Here is a 17,929-nt window from a genome sequence, read left to right on the forward strand (position 1 = left end):
TTTTGATACAGCCCCTTTTAGAACATTATTTAAAATAAGTGATTAAGCTTGTAGACGTTCATTCACTAATTGTTGAATGATTTGTTTTAATTCATTGCTTGATTCGATATTTTCTAGTTGAGATTGAATCTCGCCTTCTTCATCATCAAAATGATTCATTTCATTATAAGTTTCAGCAATTTCTCTAACCTTATTAATATCTTCATTATGCTTAGTCGCTAACTCTTTTAATTCTTTATCTAATGACTTGATATCTTCAATACATTTGAATGATAAAACCATATCAATTGGCATAATTCCATTACTTTTAGTTCCATCTGGGTATTTCATAGTGACACTGATTTCTTCTAAATGCCCATCAACCATAAAGCTATATAAGTCTGTAAAGCTTTTGAACTTCTTATGTTTCGTTTTAATTTCCATTTGGTAAACTTCCTTTCAGTAGAGAAAATAATAAATAGCGTAAATACGTACTTTATTGTTATTATCATCCTTCATCTGATGAGATATGAGGAGATTTTTCTATCCTCTTAATTTTAAAATAAAAATACCACGTACTACGTACGTGGTACAGAGAAGACTAGAGTAGGAAAAAGTGCCCCAATCTAGCTTCGAGTTACCTGCAACTTTTTAGAATATCTAATTCGTTAGAATTTAGATATTGTTATCCTTTAGGGCAACCTTTTATTCTTCTTCTTCTGGTAATTCTACGTTGTGGTGTACTTGTTGTACATCGTCTAAGTCTTCTAAAACGTCTAATAATTTTAAGAATTTAGCTAATGCGTCACCTTCTAATTCTACTGTTGATGTTGGTAACATTGTTAATTCAGCAACTTCGAATTCAGTGATTCCCATTTCATTTAATGCTGTTTGTACGGCATGGAATTGATCTTGATCAGCGTATACTGTGATTTCTCCATCTTCTTCTTCAACGTCACGAACGTCTACGTCTGCTTCCATTAATCCTTCTAAAATTTCATCAGCAGAGTTTCCATTGAATCCGAATAATGCAGTTGCTTCGAACATGAAGGCTACGGCACCACTTACACCGATTTTTCCACCATTTTTATTGAAAGCTGAACGAACTTCAGCAACTGTACGGTTTACGTTGTCTGTTAATGTATCAACGATAACGGCAGAACCATTTGGTCCATATCCTTCATAACGGATGAAATCATAGTTCTCATCTGAACCACCTTTTGCTTTATTGATTGCGCGGTCAATGATTTCACGGTTAACCCCTGCAACTTTAGCACGGTCAATAACAGAAGCTAAGTTACGGTTTAAGGCTGGATCTGGATCACCATTTTTAGCTGCCATGTAAATTTCTTTTCCGAAACGAGCTAAAACTTTTGAACGAGCGGCATCTTTTGCAGCTTTACCGTATTTAATGTTATTCCACTTACGACCCATTGGGTATCACTCCTAATTGTAATTTTTATTAAATGACGATTGTCAGAATACTAACTATACATTTATTTATTATACTCCTCTCACTCCTATCTTTTCAAGTTTTATCCGAATTATGGACTTCTCATCCCTGAAAAATGCAATATTAGACATAAATTGACATCTTAGTGAATTAAAATATGATAATCTGAAGTTAGACTTTATAGATACGTCTATGAAAGAAAACTATTCTTTTATAAAAGTTTTTATCTAGATTAATATAAATTGTTCTGTGTATCTAAAAGAAATAATCATCATATTCAAGTTCTTTTTTTTCATATAATGTATAACTAATATTGATAATGAGTAGATTATTTTTTACTAAATGAGGTGAGGTTATGAAGATTGAAAAGTATGTTTGTCCCAAATGTGAAAATAACAGTTATGAAGTAGATGAATTTTGTGCCACAGGTAGTGGAATTTCTAAATTGTTTGATGTACAAAATCGCAGATTTACGACTATTACTTGTACGAAATGTAAGTATACAGAAATGTATAAAGGAACAACAAGTGATTTAGAAAATATCTTCGATTTCTTAATTGGAGGATAATAGGAAATAAAGATATGAAGTTTATTACTTATAGGTGATATGCTTGAATAGTTTGTATTCCCTGAGCTAGTTAAAGTGAGTAATTATCTAGGCTATTTAACATTTTTTAATATGAGAAAGAGGAGGTCTAAATTTAGACCTCCTCTAATCTTATACGATTAAGCTTTTTCTGCTAATAAAGCATCAATTGTTTCTTGTAGACGTTTAACGCATCCTTTACAAGCCGTTCCTGCTTTTGTTTCTGATTGAATTTCTTGTAATGTTGTTGAACCTGATTCAATTTCTTTTTTAATATCTCCAACTGTTACATTGAAGCAGTAGCAAATTTTTTGATTTAAATCCATTATACTTCCTCCTTTTTTCTTTATGTTTCCATTTTATCTGAAGTCATGGTTTCAAACAAGCTGATTGCTTTTTAAGGTTGGATATAAAAATATAATAGAAGTTTTTTTATCTAATCAGGAGCAATGACTTAATAAGGTCATGGATTTCGTGATTTAGTTATCCACAGGTTCTGTTAAAATCAAAGGAAGCTTGATTGAGAATAACTATCCATTTTGAATTCTAGAAGGGATGGATTTTTATTAGACATAAGTAGAATAAATTCGTCATATACTTTAACAGATAGCGGAGGGAGGAATCAAAATGTTGATTGTGACAACAGATTCAATTCCAGGGAAAGAGATTGTTGAAGTTAAGGGACTAGTCAAAGGAAGTACGGTACGTTCTAAGCATATTGGAAAGGACATCAGTGCTTCACTTAAAACAATTGTTGGTGGAGAACTCAACGGCTATAATGAGATGCTCATAGAAGCTCGTCAAATTGCATTTGGACGAATGGCAGATGAGGCACAAAGTATTGGAGCAAATGCGATTGTAGGGGTTCGATTAATGTCATCTGCTGTCATGGCTGGAGCAGCAGAGATGGTGGCCTATGGAACAGCCGTGGTGGTGAAATAAGGTGATGACGATATGGGTAAACATGGTTATTGGTGGGATATTACTTTTTTATCTGAGTGGAATTCTAGTTGTAATTGGCTTACTCATCGCAAAGGTTACAGAACGACAACGAGAACGAAAAACTGAAAAAGAAAAATTCAAAGATTATAAGGACTATTAAACGAAAACTAGAGAATCTCTCTAGTTTTTATTTTGGAGGGAAGGGAGATGAATTTGAAATTGGAATTACAACCTAAAGAAGTATTTAGTCGAATCGGATTTTCACTGGCGATTAGTTTTCTAGTAGTTAATGGGATTCAATTGGCTATAATCGCGATTTTAAAAACCATGGACTCTCCTTGGTTACAATCACAATGGCTCACTTGGATATTAATAGTGATTGGTTTTTATTTAATTGGATTTCCTTTATTTTGTTGGATGGTTAAAGATTTACCGAGTATTTCAATGGACGGTGTACAGAAACTAAAACTTTTTGATCTCATTGAATATGGATGTATAGCTTACACATTGGCATATGTCTTTAATTTATTCACCCTATTATTAATGGCAGCCATTGAATCTTTAAAAGGAAATTTCATTACAAATGTTGGAGAAAATCTCGTTGTTGGGACGTCTTCAATCGGATTATTTATTTGTGGCGTCATTTTATCCCCTATTATTGAAGAAATCCTATTTAGGAAAATTCTAATCGATAAAATCAAATTATATGGTGATAAAGTGGCTATTTTAGTTTCAGCAGTTACCTTTGGAGTGTATCACGGAAATTTATCTCAAGTTTTTTATGCCACAGCTTTAGGAGCTATTTTTGCCTATGTCACATTAAAAACTAATCGAGTTCAGTATGCTATCATTTTACATATCTTTATTAATGGGATGAGCGCCGTTATTATGCCAGCTATATTAGGTGATGGTACAGAAGTGATACGAATTGCGTTAGCCATAGGAGTCGTTTTTACGATTCTTGTTGTAGGAATTGTTGGGTTAATTAAACTGATGAAAAAAATCAATCTGAATTCAGGAACCTATTATATTCATATTCATCGCCATCGATTAGTTCAAACCATTTTTGGTAATGGAGGGATGATTGGTTACCTCGTCATTAGCTTTGTCGTAATTATTCTGACTATTATAACAACATAAAAAGGCAAAATGGAAATTCCATTTTGCCTTTTTTATAATTTAGTTATCAACCTGTTCTGACTGAGAGACTTGATCAGATAACATTAAATCTTCATTTGAATTCTCTGACTCAGACTCTTCCTCTTTTTCGGAATCAGCTGGATGATTGATTGGAGGGAGGGGGTTAAAATCTTCTGAGTCATCAATTGGTGGTTGTGGATCTTCAGATTCCTCTTTATCTTCCTCTACAGGTGGCTTAGGTTCTTCTTCAGGTTTTGATTCAGGTTGAATAGGAGTTTGAGTAGGTTCATCACTCGGTTGCTCATCTTCTGTTTGTATAGGAGGGGTTGGTTTTTGTTCCACATCGTTCGGATTATTAGGAGTTTGAGTTGGCTTTTGCTCGATTTGATTTGGTTTTGATGTATTGGATGGCTTCGGTATTTCTTGCTCATCTTCAGGAGTGACTTCTCGGATAAGTTCTTCTTCGTCAGAGTCCTCTTCTTCAACAACGGTTTCTTTGACTTGAACGGTAAAGGCATGGTCTGTATAAGTTGCATCCAATACTCGCTCGATATATTGAATAGGAACATAAATTTCATCATCAATGAGCTGAGGTGTTACCCATTTAATCGTCATTAAATTTGTTTCTTTGTCAATTTCTATGAATAAAGCCTCATTTTCGCCATTCACCTCGCTATATCCGTAGTTAAGATTTAGTTTAATTTCTTGACCTTGAATTCTGTATGTATAAGTATCTGTTTCTTCATCTAAAGTCACACTTCCTTCTAAAGTAGCCATGATGTCATCTAATGATGCAAAATCTTCATGAATATCGACAGGAATATTAATTGGCTTTAATGTTTCTTGGTTACTTGTTAAGAAAGCTGGTAAAAGCGAAAATAAAAAAATGATTGGATATTTCATAACTGAGTTCCCCCTTAACCGATTAAACGTGTTTTATAAATTAAATAATTTGGCTGCTCAGATAAATAGTAATAAGTTTCTGTATCACTAATTTCTGATTGAATCGTGGCCGAAGCTTTTTCGGTATTTTTAAAATTGTAACGAATCATTTCATCGGCTAACTCATTTAATAGTGATGTCACTTCTTCTGGTGATAATGTTTTCGGTAAGATGGCACTGAAAGTGAGTTCATTTTTAGATAGCTGTGAATCTTTAATCTCCCATTCAGTTGAGAATAATAAATCGTTAGTTAAATTCGCTGTATGGAGTGGCTCGTATTGATAAATGTAAGAACCATTTGTTTCAATGGTATAGCGATATGCTTGATCGGTGAAATCAACTGAATCTTTTGTCGTTTTTGTTGGTTTTTGTTGATAAACGTTCATGTTTAACTTCACGGCATTTGTTTGATCATATTGTTCAAGTTCTTTTAATAATTTATTGGCTAATAAAATATTATCAGCATACGAGAGCTCAGCTTGAATATCAACCTCATAGGTTTTTTCTTTTTTATGACGACGAACATCTAAGACTTCATAAGATGTGTCGATTAATTGTTCGAGTTTTAGTTCTTTATTTTTAGCTGATGAAATACCATAAATGATGGTAACCACTATTAATAGAGTCAATAAACTACCTAAAATAATAATTGGCTTCTTTGAAATATTACGCTGCATAAAACTCCTCCATTTTCATCATTTTAAAAATTCCCCAAAATAAGTGATTCAGTAATCATTTTAGATGAAAAAAAAGGAAAATACAATGTAAATAACAAAATAAGGAAACAACTTCATCACTGTTTCCCTATTTTATTGAAGTTTATTAATTCATTTAGCCGTGATGAGATGATGTTTTAAATGCTAAGTTAGTCAAATAGTACTTTATAGTAGGATAGGAAGATGAATTTAATGAAGAGACAGATTGTTAAATAAGATTAGAAATGAAGATAATTAGTAATTTAGTACCATCACATGTTCTTGACCAAAAATTTGTCCATTAAATTCGAATCCTACTTGTTTATAGAGATGAATCGCAGATTCACTTTCAATATGAACACCTAAAAAGATTTGGTGACGAGTTTTATCATCTTTGATGAGTTCAATCACTTGGTGGAGAGCTTCAGTACCAAATCCTTGATTTTGATAGTGTTGATCAATCATCAGGCGATAAATCCAATACTCATCATCGTCAGTATCAAGGCAATACATGACGAATCCTACCATCACATCCTCATGATAGATTGCTAGTGGGATACATTCAGGCTGTACCTTAGACTGGGCAATTGAAATAGCATTTGAAGTGACAAAGCTTTGTTGTTCGGGATGGACCGCTAGATCTATGCAGTCCCAGAAATTATCTTTTGAAATAGGTCTTAGTGTAATCATTTTTGCTCCCCCTTATAAACGATTATCCTTGGTATATTCATTATAATCAGGAGCGTAGGCATTTATACGGCATCGCAAAACTAGTGATAAACTTTGAGTATTTGACTCTATCTGTCATCAAAATGATGAAAAAATAAAAAACCACGTACAAAAATGTACGTGGTTAAGTATATAAAAGCTTAGAAATGAGCGTCATGCCCGAATCTAGCTTCGAGGCGCAACTGCTCTATAAAGTCTCCTACCGAACGATAGGCAATATCACCCCATCAGTGGTGGAAACCTAACTTTTAGTTAGAATGGGGGCTCCACTTTTACGCCGAGTTAAGCGCATCTCTCAGCTTTTTATGCTAAAGCTAAATATTCATCGTATGTTGTTTGTTTGTCAACGATTGAACCGTCTTCTTTGATGTCGATAATACGGTTAGCAATTGTTTGGATGAATTGGTGGTCATGTGATGCGAATAAGACGTTGCTTGTGAAGTCTTTTAATCCGTTATTAAGTGCTGTGATTGACTCAAGGTCTAAGTGGTTAGTTGGTTGATCAAGCATTAAAACGTTGGCATTTGCTAACATCATGCGTGATAACATACAACGTACTTTTTCTCCCCCTGATAAAACTGAAGCTTTTTTAAGGGCTTCTTCACCAGAGAATAACATGCGTCCTAAGAATCCACGAACGTAGCTTTCTGTTTGGTCATCAGAATATTGACGTAACCAGTCAACTAGTGATAATTCAGAACCGTTAAAGAATTCTGAGTTATCTTTTGGGAAGTAAGCAGTTTTGATTGTAACACCGAACTTGAATGTTCCACTATCTGCTTCCATTTCTCCATTTAAGATTTTGAATAAGGTTGTAACAGCAATTTCGTCTCCGATGAATGCAATTTTATCGTCTTTACGAACCATGAAGCTAACGTTATCTAACACTTTAACTCCATCCACTGTTTTTGTTAACCCTTCAACCATTAAGATATCATTTCCAACTTCACGTTCAGGTTTGAATCCAACGTATGGATAGCGACGACTTGATGGCTCTAAGTCTTCTAATTTGATTTTATCTAATAATTTTTTACGAGATGTCGCTTGTTTAGATTTAGAGGCATTAGCCGAGAAACGAGCGATGAAATCTTGTAATTCTTTAATTTGTTCTTCTTTTTTCTTGTTAGCTTCTTTAGCCATACGGTTTAATAATTGACTTGATTCGTACCAGAAGTCGTAGTTACCAACGAATAATTTGATTTTTCCAAAGTCAACATCACAGATGTGTGTACACACTTTGTTTAAGAAGTGACGGTCATGGGATACAACGATAACTGTCCCTTCAAAGTTGATTAAGAACTCTTCTAACCAGTTGATTGATTGGATATCTAAGTGGTTGGTAGGCTCATCAAGAACTAAAATATCAGGATTTCCGAATAAAGCTTGAGCTAATAAAACTTTGACCTTTTCGGCCCCTGTTAAATCTTTCATTAATTTATCGTGTAATTCAGTTGGGATTCCTAATCCTTGTAATAAAGCAGCCGCATCAGATTCAGCTTCCCATCCGTTTAATTCAGCGAATTCACCTTCAAGTTCAGCTGCACGAATTCCATCTTCCTCATTGAAGTCAGGCTTCATGTATAATGCATTTTTCTCTTCAGTGATTTGGAATAAACGTTCATTTCCGCGGATAACAGTTTCTAAAACTGGTAATTCATCATATTGATAATGATCCTGTTTTAAAACTGACATACGTAAATCTTTTGGATAACTTACGTGTCCTGTATTAGGTTCAATTTCACCTGCTAAGATTTTTAAAAAAGTAGATTTTCCAGCTCCATTTGCTCCGATAACACCGTAGCAGTTTCCAGGAGTGAATTTTAAGTTAACTTCTTCGAATAACTTTTTATCACCATATCGTAAACCGACATTAGAGACTGTAAGCATGTAACAACACCTCCGTGTAATTTATCTTGAAACATTATATCATATTTTTTATCTTTATTACATGAATGATTAGCCATGCCCATTCATTAACAGCAGTTGAGATGATCACTTGAATCTAAATGGGAAAAAATAACTCATTTTTCTTTTTTATCAATGAAAATTAAGAGATAAATTCGTTCATAATAAAGTTGATAAAAATGTTTAAATTGGGACACAGAAATAACGTAGGGGCTCGAACCAGACAATAAGAATTAATGGTTGGCTAAAAGTTAACAAATCATCCGTTAAGACGAGCAGAACTGGATGCTAATAAAGCTAATTTGGCTTGAATTAGAGCACATCCATCTATAGAATTCACATTGGGTATACATTTGTGTAGACTTAAATAGAATAGGCGTAGCGGAAGCGATAACATCATCTGACTCGTATTGCAAATGAAAAAAAATTATTGTATAATAAGTGGACACTTCGTAAAAACATACACTATCGTAAGTGATCGTTGGTTCATTTACGTTTTTTTGTGTTTAAATAGAAAGGAAGCAAAGAATGACTGAAATTACATTTAAAGATCTTGCTTTATCGCCTGCAATTTTAAAGGCAATTGAAGAAATTGGTTACGTTAAACCATCACCAATCCAAGCAGAGGCAATCCCAGTTGTATTATCTGGAAAAGATATTATCGGACAAGCACAAACAGGAACAGGAAAAACTGCTGCATTCATGTTACCAATCCTTGAGAAAATCGATCCTAAGAATCGCAACGTTCAAGCATTAGTATTATGTCCAACTCGTGAATTAGCTGTCCAAGTTCATGAAGAATCTAAAAAGTTCGCTCGCAATATGCGTGACGTGCACATTTTATCAATCTATGGAGGACAATCATACGATCCTCAAATCCGCGCGCTTAAAAAAGGTGTTCAAATCGTTGTTGGTACGCCAGGGCGTGTTATGGACCACATGCGCCGTGGAACTTTAAAATTAGAAAACTTAAAAATGTTAGTTTTAGATGAAGCTGATGAAATGTTAAACATGGGATTCAAAGATGATATCGAAGAAATCTTAGAAAAAACTCCTGAATCTCGTCAAACAGTTATGTTCTCAGCGACAATGGCACGTGAAATCATGAACATCGCTAAAACTTATCAAAAATCTCCTGAAATCGTTAAAGTTGTTTCAGAAGAATTATCAAACAAAAAAATCGATCAATACTTCGTTGAAGTAAAACGTCAAGACCGCGTTCATGCAATGATCCGTTGCATCGATATGATGGGATTAACTTCATCAATCGTGTTCACAAACACTAAACGTGAAGTTGATGAATTAGTTTCTAAATTACAAGAAGAGGGATACGTAACTGAAGGGTTACACGGAGATTTAAAACAAGCTCAACGTGACCGCGTTATGAATAGCTTCCGTCGTAAAAACGTTAATATCTTAGTAGCAACTGATATTGCAGCTCGTGGAATCGACGTAAGCAACGTTGAAGCAGTATTCAACTACGATATTCCTTTAAATGAAGAAAACTATGTACACCGTATCGGACGTACAGGTCGTGCAGGTATGACTGGATTATCAATTACATTTGTATTCGGAAAAGATATGTTCCGTATCCGTCGTATCGAAGACTATACAAAAACAAAAATGTCTAAAATGCCTATCCCAACAGTTGAGCAAATCCAAGAAAAACGTTCAAGCAACGTTATCGAAGATGTGATTGCTAACTTAGAAGGACAAGACTTTACAAAAGAAAACGAATTAATCGCTGCAATCTTAGAAAAAGGATACAGCTTAGAGCAAGTTGCTGCAGGATTATTACGTATGAACATTGGTCAAAGTACGAAAGAGTACGCACATATCGAAGAAGTGACATCAAACAATAAATCTAAAGGTATGCGTAAAAACGAAGTTCGTTTATTCGTAAACGTTGGATCTAAACAAAAAGTTAAAGCTAAAGACTTCGTTGGAATGTTAACGAAAAAATCAGATATCCCAGCTCGTGCAATCGGAGATATCGATGTTTATAAAAAATTCTCATTCATTAATGTAGATAAAGCACATGCAAATGCAATTATCCGTAAATTAAACTCTAAATTAATTAACGGTAAACCAGTTCGTGCTGAAAAAACTGCACCAGGTGCAACAGCTCCAAAAGGTAGATAATTGTAAGAATAATGTGTAAAAAAAGCCTTCATAACGTGTTATGGAGGCTTTTTCCTGTGGTATAATATTAACCGTTGTTTTAATTGCTAAATATTAGAAAATTTAATGTCTGAAGCAACTAATTCGAAAGGGAGTATGAAAGGTGTCGACAAGGTTAAAGCCTAAGTTACTATCAGTTATGAAAACTTATAATAAGGAGCAATTCGTCAAAGACGTTATTGCTGGATTGATTGTCGCAATTATTGCATTGCCACTATCAATCGCGTTAGCTATTTCTTCAGGTGTTTCCCCTGAACAGGGGCTATATACCGCTATTATTGCAGGTTTCTTTATTTCTTTACTTGGTGGAAGTCGTGTTCAAATTGGTGGACCGAGTGCAACATTTATGGTGGTTGTTTATAGTGTTGTAGCTGCTCATGGAACGGAAGGATTATTAATTACAACAATCTTAGCTGGAATTATTTTAATTTTATTTGGATTATTGAAATTAGGAAGTGTCATCAAGTATATCCCCTATCCAATTACTGTTGGATTTACGAGTGGGATTGCATTAACCATTTTTAGTTCACAAATTAAAGACTTCTTTGGGATGAATCTTGGTGCGGTCCCAACAGGATTTATTGATAAGTGGAAACTTTATTTTGCATCATTTGATCAAATACAATGGATGCCATTTATGATTGGAGCTATTGCATTAGCTATTTTAATTATTTGGCCCAAAATTAATAAGAAAATTCCCGCTTCATTAATTTCAATTATTGTGACGACGGCTCTAGTTGCTCTTTTAAAATTAGATGTTCAAACGATTGGGACCCAATACACGAATTTATCATCGTCATTCCCAATGCCGTCAATTCCACATATAACATGGAGTAAAATTGAAACTTTGTTGTCACCAGCTTTCACTATCGCTTTCTTATGTTCTCTTGAATCATTACTTTCAGCCGTTGTTTCAGACGGAATGATTGGAAGTAAGCATCGTTCAAATATGGAGTTAGTGGCTGAGGGGGTTGCCAATATTGCCTCTGGTTTATTTGGGGGAATGCCTGCAACAGGTGCGATTGCGCGGACAGTGGCGAATATTAAAAATGGGGGGCGTACTCCAATTGCAGGAGTTGTTCATGCCATTACATTACTATTTATTTTATTATTCTTAATGCCACTTGTAAAAATGATTCCGCTAGCGACATTAGCTGCTGTCTTAATTATGGTTTCTTATAATATGAGCGAATGGCGTATGTTTAAAAAATTATTAAGTGCACCAAAAAGTGATGTCGTTGTCTTATTATCAACGTTCTTCTTAACTGTTTTATTTGATTTAACATTAGCTATCAGTGTTGGAATGGTATTAACATCATTCTTATTTATGAAGCGTATGACGGATGTCACAGATATCCAAGGAATTGAAATGAATGATGACGATGACGATTTAGAATTATTAGATGAAGAATTAAAAGAAGCTTTATCAGATGAAATTTTAATTTATGAAATTAATGGGCCATTCTTCTTTGGAGCTGCGGATAAATTCTTAGATTCTATTCAATCGTTACAAGGACCATCAAAAGTGTTAATTATTCGCCTTCGTAATGTTCCAGTTATTGATGCGACAGCTGTTCATGCTTTAAATTTATTACATGATAACTGTCAGCGTTCAAACACGACATTAATTTTAAGTGAAGTTAATGACAGTCCTTATAAAGTCATTAAGCGTGTTGGATTGGTATGTGAAATTGGACGAGCGCAAGTTTGTCGTCATTTTGATCAAGCTATTGCACGAGCAAAAGAAATTGTTAAGTTACATTAAACGATATAGTGAAAAGAGCTTCTATTCAAAAAGTGAATAGAAGCTCTTTTTTATTAAATGAAGTTTGATTAGTGATGATCATCCATAAAGAAATGACGATTTGTTGCACAGAAATCTTGAACATGCATTAATGTTTCACCAAAACGTTGGAAGTGAACAACTTCTCGTTCGCGTAAATAAGATAAAACACGAACGACTTCATCATCCGTTGCTAAATCTAGTAAATGTTCATAACCCGCACGAGCGCGTTGTTCAGCAGCCATATTTGATGTAATATCTGCTACTGGATCACCTTTCATATCAATATAAGCAGCTGTCCAAGGTGTTCCTTCAGGATCTGCTAAGAAGATACTTGTTCCACGTCCAGCATAAACACCATCTAAACCAGCTTTTTTAAGCTCATCAATACTTGCTCCATCAGTTAGTTGATAAATCATTGATGAAACAATTTCAAGATGCGCTAGTTCTTCAGTTCCGATATCCGTTAAAGTTGCAATTGATTGACCAGTTGGCATACTATAACGTTGTTGAAGATATTCCATTGAAGCAGCTAATTCACCATCAGCACCACCTAATGCATCAAAAATTGCTTTTGCCATTTTTGGATCACGTTTTTTGATATCTACTGGGAATTGCAGTCTTTTTTCATAAATCCACATAGTCTAAACTCCTCCTTATTTATTTTGCCAAGGCCAAGGTTCATCAACCCATTTGTAATGTTCAACACTTGAAGAATATCCAAAACTCACAAGGGGACCAAATTGTTGTTCATATTGCTGTTTTAGTGATTGATATTGTTTAGATACTTTTTCATAATCATTTAAAGCTTCTTTATTATCCGGATGTGTATCTAGGAAAAGATGTAAATCAACTGCAATTAAGTTAACCGCTTGAAGTTGTAATAAAAATTGTTTTTTATTCATTATCGACATCCCCCTTTTAACATAAAGATGTTAGGTTGAGCAACTTTTTGAGGAGTATAGACGTCATAAAGTTCATTAAAAGCTGTTCCTTGTTGTAAGGTTTCAGTTGGATTATTTAAGGAAGTATAAGGTTGCATACGAACATAAGCTGTAGCAAGAGGGAGATTTTCACAAGTTAATGGACTACCTTTCTTATCTGCCCTTGCTTGTGGATAAGTAGTATGAACCGTTTTTTTGTAATTAGGTTCATCATCAGAATAATATTCATTTTCCATTAAATATAAGTTATAATCTTGCATCGTTGAATTTTTTAATGGTTTTTGCTCAACATAAACAATCTCATCACTTACAGGATATGTTTTTTTCTCAACAACTTTTTTTGAAACAGTTGGCTGCATTAATGGAACCTGTGCATCCACTGGTTCTAAATAGGCTTCAACATACGTTGTTTTTTTATGTTGAGCAGTCGTTGCTTGTGTGCTAGCAATTTGTGGTTGAACCGGTTGGACTTGTTGAACGGGTTGAGGAATAACCACAGGTTGTGCCATTGGAACTCCACAAACCGGAGTAGGAACACCACAAGCTGGAACTGGTACAGCTTGAACAGCTGGGAATGCTTGTTGAACGGGTTGATAAGCAGTTGTGTTAGCTAATTGTGTTGTTGCTGAAGTTGGATAAGCAGCTGTAGGCATAACAGATTGTTGGGCTACTGGATAGCTAGATTGTTGTAGCATAGAAGATTGTTGTGCTGCTGGATAACTAGTTTGTTGTAGCATACCAGGTTGCATAAGCCCTGGATTTTGAACGGTTGTATTATAAGGATTATAAATCACGTTTGCACCAAATCAAAACGACTATGTTTTGACACTGTTCACATGAGCTCGCTAGACTCATGCAGTTCATTGAAGAACATCTCATATTTTCATATGAGTGCAGACTATATCATTACCCTTTTATAAAGTAGAAGGGTATCCTCCGCTTCGGCTATCAATCGCTTATAGCCTACTCCTATTTAGGATAGTCGTTGAAGTTTCCTCTATTCGAGGCTTACCTGCTGATGATCCATTGTCCTAGCACTTAGGATTTAACCATATGCCATCTCATTCATTTTTTCTACTTTCGTCACCTTCACGCTTAAAGCTATTCGCTTTTACGTTGTGGTTGAATGAGCTTTAGGAAATTCCAGCAATTCAAAGGATGTTGAAGAGTGATCTCTTACTCCATGCTCGTTTCTGAACATGGGAGGCATTACCTCCATATAACATGTTTAAGAAACTACATAACATCCTCCAAGTAATGAAGCTTCTTAAACTAATAGGCATCATCATCTTGCCTAATTTAAAATATGTCTATTGGCTTAGAATGGTGACATTGAACGAGTATTAAAATAAAATCCCTTAATCATTAGATTAAGGGATTAGTATATCAATTATCATTTGCTATCTTTGAAAAAATATTTATCATGAGCTAAGTGCTCTTGAACATGAACTAGTGTTTCACCAAAGCGTTGGAAATGAACAATTTCACGTTCTCTTAAATAAGAAAGGACTTTTTTAACATCTTCATCTGTTGTCATATCGAGTAAGTGTTCATATCCAGCACGAGCGCGTTGTTCAGCCCCCATATTCGAGGTGATGTCAGCAACTGGATCACCTTTCATATCAATATAAGCAGCTGTCCAAGGTGTGTTTTCAGGATCAGCTAGGAATACAGAAGTACCACGTGAAGCATATATTCCATCAAAACCAGCACGTTTAATCTCTTCCATTGTTGCTCCAGCAGTTAATTGAAAAATTAAAGAAGAGACGATTTCAAGATGTGCTAGCTCTTCTGTTCCGATATCAGTTAAGGTTGCAATTGATTTCCCAGTTGGCATTGTGTAACGTTGTTGTAGATATTCCATAGAAGCTGATAATTCCCCATCGGCTCCTCCTAATTCTTCATAAATGGCTTTCGCCATTCTCAAATCACGTTGTTTAATGTCGACTGGATACTGTAATTTTTTTTCATAAATCCACATACTCTCATCTCCTCTTAACGTTGTTCCCAAGGCCATGGATCATTAACCCAACTATATTGATCAAATGAAGTCATATAACCAAAGTTAGTAAGTGGTCCATATTCATATTCATAATCTTCTCTAAGTTTTTGATATTGTTTAGTGACTTGTCTATAATCTTCTAATGCTTCTTTATTTCCTGGGTGAGTATCAAGAAAGAGTTGAAGATCAACAGCTATCAAGTTCAACGCTTGGAGTTTTCTAAGAAGTACTTCTTTACTCATCGTAACGGCCTCCTTTAGATACTTTTCGTGGTTTATATGGATCATAAAGATCGGCAAAAAAAGTCCCTTGTTTTAGCGTTTGAAATGGACTATTTAAATTTTTGTAAGATTGTGGTCGAACGTAAGCTGTTGCTAAAGGTAAGTTGGAGCATGTGAGTTTCTGCTTATCATAATAGTAATCATTTTGATAAAAATCAGTTTTATTGGTATACATTCTTTCACCGTCCAGTAGTTTATCTATAATTATGTTAATTAGATCGTTTATTTGTAAGTGACTATTTATGACAGGATAAATAGTAGCGGGATTAAATTCTCATCCGCATGCTTTAGTATATGATCGACATTTTTCAATGAAAAGGATGATTATCTCGTTAAATTAAAATTTAAGAAATAAAATTATCGATTACGTTTAAAGATTTTGGATACGCTAATAATGTTAATAGTTGATGAAGGGAGATGATTTGTTGAATACACTAGAAGCAATTGCTAAACGAAGAAGCCATCATGAATTTAAAGGCACAAAATTATCGAAAAATCAGTTGGAACTATTAATCAAATGTGGTCTTAGTGCGCCAAGTTGTAATAATGAGCAGCCTTGGTTTCTAGTTGGTATTTTAAACTGTGAGATTATTCATCAATTAAATGATGAGATTGGAATGGTTAAAGGCCATATAGGACATGATTATTTTTATGGAGCACCAGCTCTAATTTTGATTTTAGGTGATAAACTTGCAACTAATGCTATGGTTGATTGCGCAGTGTGTACTCAAAATATTTTACTTGCTGCTGAAGATTTAAATCTTGCAAGTTGTTGGATTGATGAAGTTAAAGCGTTGAATCAAAGTGAAAAGTTTTATGACTATGAAGGAAAATTAAAAATTCCAGAGGGTTATGAATTTATGGGTGGTGTTGCCTTAGGCGAACGTGTAAACACACCGGAAGAACCTGAACAACGAAGAGGAACATGGACGATTATCGATTAAAAAAAGCGACGACAATTAATTGTCGTCGCTTTTTTTATTAAGATGATGCCAAGCTCGCCAAAGAATAAGGGCTGAAATAACAAAGGCCGTAAAATCAGAAATGGGAAAAGAATACCAGACACCGTTTAATCCAAGTGAGGTATATCGAGGTAAGATGAGAATAAGTGGGATTAAAATAATGAATTGTCTAAGGATTGAAAGAAATAGTGAAGGGATTGGTTTTCCTAATGATTGATAAAAGGTTGAGGCTACCATTTGTAGTCCGATGGTCCAAAAGAAAAGAAGTTGTAATCGTAAAACAAAAGTTGCCTCGGAAATTAAACTTTTATCTTTTGTAAATAAGTTAATCACCGTACTTGGAAATAAAATTCCGACGATTGATCCAATAGCCCCGATGATCGTCGTATATATAAGTGCGAGTTTAACGACTTGTTTAATTCGATCCGGTTGTTTGGCTCCGTAGTTATAACTAGCGATCGGTTGTAATCCTTGATTGATTCCCATGATGGGTAAAAAGAAAAAGGAGATGATTCGATTAACTGTTCCAAAGGCTGTTAGCGAAACAGTTCCTCCATAACTTCTTAAGGTTGCGTTCGTGATGAGAGCAAAGAGTGAGCTTGCTCCATTTCGTGCAAAGGCCGAAAACCCCACACTAATAATTGAAGTGGAAACTTTTAAATTTGGGATGAAGTATTTTCGCTCAAACGTAACAATACTGCGATGACTAAGAATAAAGAATAAAGAAAAAGCAGTCGCTAAGGCTTGTGCAAGGACAGTAGCTAAAGCTGCACCTTTAATTCCCCAGTTTAAAACAAAAATGAATAAAAGATCGAGTGCTATATTGAATAATGATCCAATTAACACTGTGATCATTGAAATTTTAATATTTCCTTCGGAACGAAAGACAGCGCTAGAAAGTAAAGCAAGAGCATTAAAAGGAATAGCCCAGATTGAAATGAGCAAATAATCACGTGCATAAGGAATTAATTCTTCATTTGATCCAAAGATATATAAGATTTGATTAATAAAAAAGAAGCTAGTAATCATTAATAAGATTGAGATAATGGTTGTCAAAATATAGGCATTAGTCATTACCTGATTAGCACGATTATTATTTTGTTCACCTAAACTTCTTGAAATTGCTGAAGCTGCTCCAATGGAGATCATTTGAGCAAATGCAGCATATAACGTTTGAATGGGAAAAACAATCCCAATCCCACCTATAGCTAAAGTTCCGATTCCTTTCGCTACAAAGATAGTATCGACTATATTATAAATACCACTAGCAAGCATGGCGATAAAAGCGGGCATAGAAAAAGACAAAAGGAGTTTGCTAATTTTTTCAGTTCCCAAGAATTCACTACTACAATTTGCTTTCATTAATGTTTCACTCCATTACTTAAATCATTCTGTTTTAGTATGT

21 protein-coding genes are annotated in these 17,929 nt (G+C 34.6%); 7 read left to right on the forward strand and 14 right to left on the reverse strand.

What is annotated here, in order from left to right:
- Positions 1–42 precede the first annotated feature (42 nt).
- Entirely contained in the window at positions 43–423 is a 381-nt protein-coding gene (locus NEH74_RS06130; protein ID WP_055277608.1) for a hypothetical protein, read from the reverse strand.
- Between the two features lie 261 nt (positions 424–684).
- Positions 685–1,413, reverse strand: a complete 729-nt coding sequence (locus NEH74_RS06135) for a YebC/PmpR family DNA-binding transcriptional regulator (RefSeq protein ID WP_055244587.1) — start codon at positions 1,411–1,413, stop codon at positions 685–687.
- Positions 1,414–1,787: 374 nt separating this feature from the next.
- On the opposite strand from NEH74_RS06135, the gene NEH74_RS06140 reads away from it, so the two are divergent.
- Positions 1,788–2,000, forward strand: coding sequence for a zinc ribbon domain-containing protein (locus NEH74_RS06140; RefSeq protein WP_055244585.1), 213 nt, complete (start codon positions 1,788–1,790; stop codon positions 1,998–2,000).
- Between the two features lie 158 nt (positions 2,001–2,158).
- On the opposite strand, the gene NEH74_RS06145 is transcribed toward NEH74_RS06140, so the two are convergent.
- Positions 2,159–2,344: a (2Fe-2S)-binding protein gene (locus NEH74_RS06145; RefSeq protein ID WP_055244583.1), complete on the reverse strand. Its 186-nt coding sequence runs from the start codon at positions 2,342–2,344 to the stop codon at positions 2,159–2,161.
- Between the two features lie 301 nt (positions 2,345–2,645).
- Here NEH74_RS06145 and NEH74_RS06150 point away from each other — a divergent pair, with 301 nt between their 5' ends.
- From NEH74_RS06150 to NEH74_RS06160, 3 genes are read left to right on the forward strand one after another with little or no spacing between them, the layout of a single operon-like run.
- The gene (locus tag NEH74_RS06150; RefSeq protein WP_055244581.1) at positions 2,646–2,960 is read left to right on the forward strand and encodes a YbjQ family protein; all 315 of its coding nucleotides are present in this window, start codon (positions 2,646–2,648) and stop codon (positions 2,958–2,960) included.
- A gap of 1 nt (position 2,961) precedes the next feature.
- Positions 2,962–3,120, forward strand: coding sequence for a hypothetical protein (locus tag NEH74_RS06155; protein ID WP_262941194.1), 159 nt, complete (start codon positions 2,962–2,964; stop codon positions 3,118–3,120).
- A gap of 47 nt (positions 3,121–3,167) precedes the next feature.
- Positions 3,168–4,100 carry a CPBP family intramembrane glutamic endopeptidase gene (locus NEH74_RS06160; protein ID WP_262941195.1) on the forward strand — a complete coding sequence of 311 codons (933 nt, stop codon included), beginning with the start codon at positions 3,168–3,170 and terminating at the stop codon, positions 4,098–4,100.
- A gap of 39 nt (positions 4,101–4,139) precedes the next feature.
- Here NEH74_RS06160 and NEH74_RS06165 read toward each other — a convergent pair whose 3' ends face one another.
- From NEH74_RS06165 to NEH74_RS06180, 4 genes are all read right to left on the reverse strand, one after another.
- Positions 4,140–5,003 (reverse strand): stalk domain-containing protein, encoded by an 864-nt coding sequence (locus NEH74_RS06165; RefSeq protein WP_055304489.1) that lies wholly within the window; start codon positions 5,001–5,003, stop codon positions 4,140–4,142.
- 14 nt (positions 5,004–5,017) lie between these two features.
- Positions 5,018–5,719 (reverse strand): hypothetical protein, encoded by a 702-nt coding sequence (locus NEH74_RS06170; RefSeq protein WP_055304487.1) that lies wholly within the window; start codon positions 5,717–5,719, stop codon positions 5,018–5,020.
- Positions 5,720–5,992: 273 nt separating this feature from the next.
- Positions 5,993–6,427, reverse strand: coding sequence for a GNAT family N-acetyltransferase (locus NEH74_RS06175; RefSeq protein ID WP_212724635.1), 435 nt, complete (start codon positions 6,425–6,427; stop codon positions 5,993–5,995).
- A gap of 342 nt (positions 6,428–6,769) precedes the next feature.
- Positions 6,770–8,353 carry an ABC-F family ATP-binding cassette domain-containing protein gene (locus NEH74_RS06180; protein ID WP_055244572.1) on the reverse strand — a complete coding sequence of 528 codons (1,584 nt, stop codon included), beginning with the start codon at positions 8,351–8,353 and terminating at the stop codon, positions 6,770–6,772.
- Positions 8,354–8,899: 546 nt separating this feature from the next.
- On the opposite strand from NEH74_RS06180, the gene NEH74_RS06185 reads away from it, so the two are divergent.
- Together NEH74_RS06185 and NEH74_RS06190 are read left to right on the forward strand one after the other, a co-directional pair.
- Positions 8,900–10,513 carry a DEAD/DEAH box helicase gene (locus NEH74_RS06185; protein ID WP_055244570.1) on the forward strand — a complete coding sequence of 538 codons (1,614 nt, stop codon included), beginning with the start codon at positions 8,900–8,902 and terminating at the stop codon, positions 10,511–10,513.
- Between the two features lie 142 nt (positions 10,514–10,655).
- The gene (locus NEH74_RS06190) at positions 10,656–12,317 is read left to right on the forward strand and encodes a SulP family inorganic anion transporter (protein WP_055304485.1); all 1,662 of its coding nucleotides are present in this window, start codon (positions 10,656–10,658) and stop codon (positions 12,315–12,317) included.
- A gap of 68 nt (positions 12,318–12,385) precedes the next feature.
- On the opposite strand, the gene NEH74_RS06195 is transcribed toward NEH74_RS06190, so the two are convergent.
- From NEH74_RS06195 to NEH74_RS06220, 6 genes are all read right to left on the reverse strand, one after another.
- A complete protein-coding gene (locus NEH74_RS06195; RefSeq protein ID WP_055245293.1) occupies positions 12,386–12,976 on the reverse strand; it encodes a manganese catalase family protein in 591 nt (196 codons plus the stop codon).
- 15 nt (positions 12,977–12,991) lie between these two features.
- Positions 12,992–13,240, reverse strand: a complete 249-nt coding sequence (locus NEH74_RS06200) for a spore coat protein CotJB (RefSeq protein WP_055245291.1) — start codon at positions 13,238–13,240, stop codon at positions 12,992–12,994.
- Positions 13,240–14,073, reverse strand: coding sequence for a spore coat associated protein CotJA (locus NEH74_RS06205; protein ID WP_262941196.1), 834 nt, complete (start codon positions 14,071–14,073; stop codon positions 13,240–13,242). Before NEH74_RS06205 ends, NEH74_RS06200 begins: the two co-directional genes overlap by 1 nt.
- A gap of 599 nt (positions 14,074–14,672) precedes the next feature.
- Complete coding sequence (locus tag NEH74_RS06210; protein ID WP_055304481.1) at positions 14,673–15,260, reverse strand: manganese catalase family protein; 588 nt, start codon at positions 15,258–15,260, stop codon at positions 14,673–14,675.
- A 14-nt stretch (positions 15,261–15,274) separates the two neighbouring features.
- A complete protein-coding gene (locus NEH74_RS06215) occupies positions 15,275–15,523 on the reverse strand; it encodes a spore coat protein CotJB (RefSeq protein ID WP_055304479.1) in 249 nt (82 codons plus the stop codon).
- Positions 15,516–15,737 (reverse strand): spore coat associated protein CotJA, encoded by a 222-nt coding sequence (locus NEH74_RS06220; protein WP_055304477.1) that lies wholly within the window; start codon positions 15,735–15,737, stop codon positions 15,516–15,518. Before NEH74_RS06220 ends, NEH74_RS06215 begins: the two co-directional genes overlap by 8 nt.
- A 250-nt stretch (positions 15,738–15,987) precedes the next feature.
- Between NEH74_RS06220 and NEH74_RS06225 the strand changes: the two genes are divergently transcribed.
- Positions 15,988–16,506: a nitroreductase family protein gene (locus NEH74_RS06225; protein ID WP_237252748.1), complete on the forward strand. Its 519-nt coding sequence runs from the start codon at positions 15,988–15,990 to the stop codon at positions 16,504–16,506.
- Between the two features lie 15 nt (positions 16,507–16,521).
- Here NEH74_RS06225 and NEH74_RS06230 read toward each other — a convergent pair whose 3' ends face one another.
- Positions 16,522–17,886: an MATE family efflux transporter gene (locus NEH74_RS06230; protein WP_262941197.1), complete on the reverse strand. Its 1,365-nt coding sequence runs from the start codon at positions 17,884–17,886 to the stop codon at positions 16,522–16,524.
- Positions 17,887–17,929 lie beyond the last annotated feature (43 nt).

The organism is Turicibacter sp. GALT-G1, from assembly GCF_025594995.1.
Classification (GTDB): Bacteria; Bacillota_I; Bacilli_A; order MOL361; family Turicibacteraceae; genus Turicibacter; species Turicibacter bilis.

What these genes read in the sequence shown, in the direction of transcription:
- NEH74_RS06220 (WP_055304477.1), bottom strand. Translation starts at nt 15,737, where the DNA reads ATGTATACCAATAAAACTGATTTTTATCAAAATGATTACTATTATGAT.
- NEH74_RS06210 (WP_055304481.1), bottom strand. Translation starts at nt 15,260, where the DNA reads ATGTGGATTTATGAAAAAAAATTACAGTATCCAGTCGACATTAAACAA.
- NEH74_RS06175 (WP_212724635.1), bottom strand. Translation starts at nt 6,427, where the DNA reads ATGATTACACTAAGACCTATTTCAAAAGATAATTTCTGGGACTGCATA.
- NEH74_RS06180 (WP_055244572.1), bottom strand. Translation starts at nt 8,353, where the DNA reads ATGCTTACAGTCTCTAATGTCGGTTTACGATATGGTGATAAAAAGTTA.
- NEH74_RS06200 (WP_055245291.1), bottom strand. Translation starts at nt 13,240, where the DNA reads ATGAATAAAAAACAATTTTTATTACAACTTCAAGCGGTTAACTTAATT.
- NEH74_RS06185 (WP_055244570.1), top strand. Translation starts at nt 8,900, where the DNA reads ATGACTGAAATTACATTTAAAGATCTTGCTTTATCGCCTGCAATTTTA.
- NEH74_RS06145 (WP_055244583.1), bottom strand. Translation starts at nt 2,344, where the DNA reads ATGGATTTAAATCAAAAAATTTGCTACTGCTTCAATGTAACAGTTGGA.
- NEH74_RS06135 (WP_055244587.1), bottom strand. Translation starts at nt 1,413, where the DNA reads ATGGGTCGTAAGTGGAATAACATTAAATACGGTAAAGCTGCAAAAGAT.
- NEH74_RS06195 (WP_055245293.1), bottom strand. Translation starts at nt 12,976, where the DNA reads ATGTGGATTTATGAAAAAAGACTGCAATTCCCAGTAGATATCAAAAAA.
- NEH74_RS06150 (WP_055244581.1), top strand. Translation starts at nt 2,646, where the DNA reads ATGTTGATTGTGACAACAGATTCAATTCCAGGGAAAGAGATTGTTGAA.
- NEH74_RS06130 (WP_055277608.1), bottom strand. Translation starts at nt 423, where the DNA reads ATGGAAATTAAAACGAAACATAAGAAGTTCAAAAGCTTTACAGACTTA.
- NEH74_RS06170 (WP_055304487.1), bottom strand. Translation starts at nt 5,719, where the DNA reads ATGCAGCGTAATATTTCAAAGAAGCCAATTATTATTTTAGGTAGTTTA.
- NEH74_RS06165 (WP_055304489.1), bottom strand. Translation starts at nt 5,003, where the DNA reads ATGAAATATCCAATCATTTTTTTATTTTCGCTTTTACCAGCTTTCTTA.
- NEH74_RS06160 (WP_262941195.1), top strand. Translation starts at nt 3,168, where the DNA reads ATGAATTTGAAATTGGAATTACAACCTAAAGAAGTATTTAGTCGAATC.
- NEH74_RS06215 (WP_055304479.1), bottom strand. Translation starts at nt 15,523, where the DNA reads ATGAGTAAAGAAGTACTTCTTAGAAAACTCCAAGCGTTGAACTTGATA.
- NEH74_RS06230 (WP_262941197.1), bottom strand. Translation starts at nt 17,886, where the DNA reads ATGAAAGCAAATTGTAGTAGTGAATTCTTGGGAACTGAAAAAATTAGC.
- NEH74_RS06140 (WP_055244585.1), top strand. Translation starts at nt 1,788, where the DNA reads ATGAAGATTGAAAAGTATGTTTGTCCCAAATGTGAAAATAACAGTTAT.